Annotated in this window: 1 protein-coding gene; it reads left to right on the top strand. The window is 62.1% G+C overall.

What is annotated here, in order from left to right; genetic code table 11:
- A partial coding sequence (locus AC1D0P_RS29905) for a hypothetical protein (protein ID WP_477680046.1) occupies positions 1-438 on the top strand: 438 nt, incomplete at both ends.

Here is a 438-nt window from a genome sequence, read left to right as displayed (position 1 = left end):
GTTCCGACCTGAAGCCCGCCATCGTGCTGAAGGATGACAACGGCCATATCCTGAAGCTCAGCCGTGGTGGCGACGCCCGCTACTTCCTGTCCGTCGAGGCCATTCTTTCGGTCGAGCCGGGCCAGAAGGTCAGCCAGGGTGACGTGCTCGCCCGTTCGCCGATGGAAAGCGCCAAGACCAAGGACATCACCGGTGGTCTGCCGCGCGTCGCGGAACTGTTCGAAGCCCGCCGTCCGAAGGATCATGCGATCATCGCCGAAATCGATGGTACGATCCGCCTCGGCCGCGACTACAAGAACAAGCGTCGCGTCATCATCGAGCCGGCGGAAGACGGTGTCGAGCCGGTCGAATACCTGATCCCGAAGGGCAAGCCTTTCCATCTGCAGGAAGGCGACTTCATCGAGAAGGGCGACTACATTCTCGACGGCAACCCGGCAC

Source organism: Polaromonas sp. P1_G2 (genome assembly GCF_056405515.1).
Note: the sequence above shows the minus strand (reverse complement) of the source record. Positions and strands in the feature narration are given on the sequence as shown.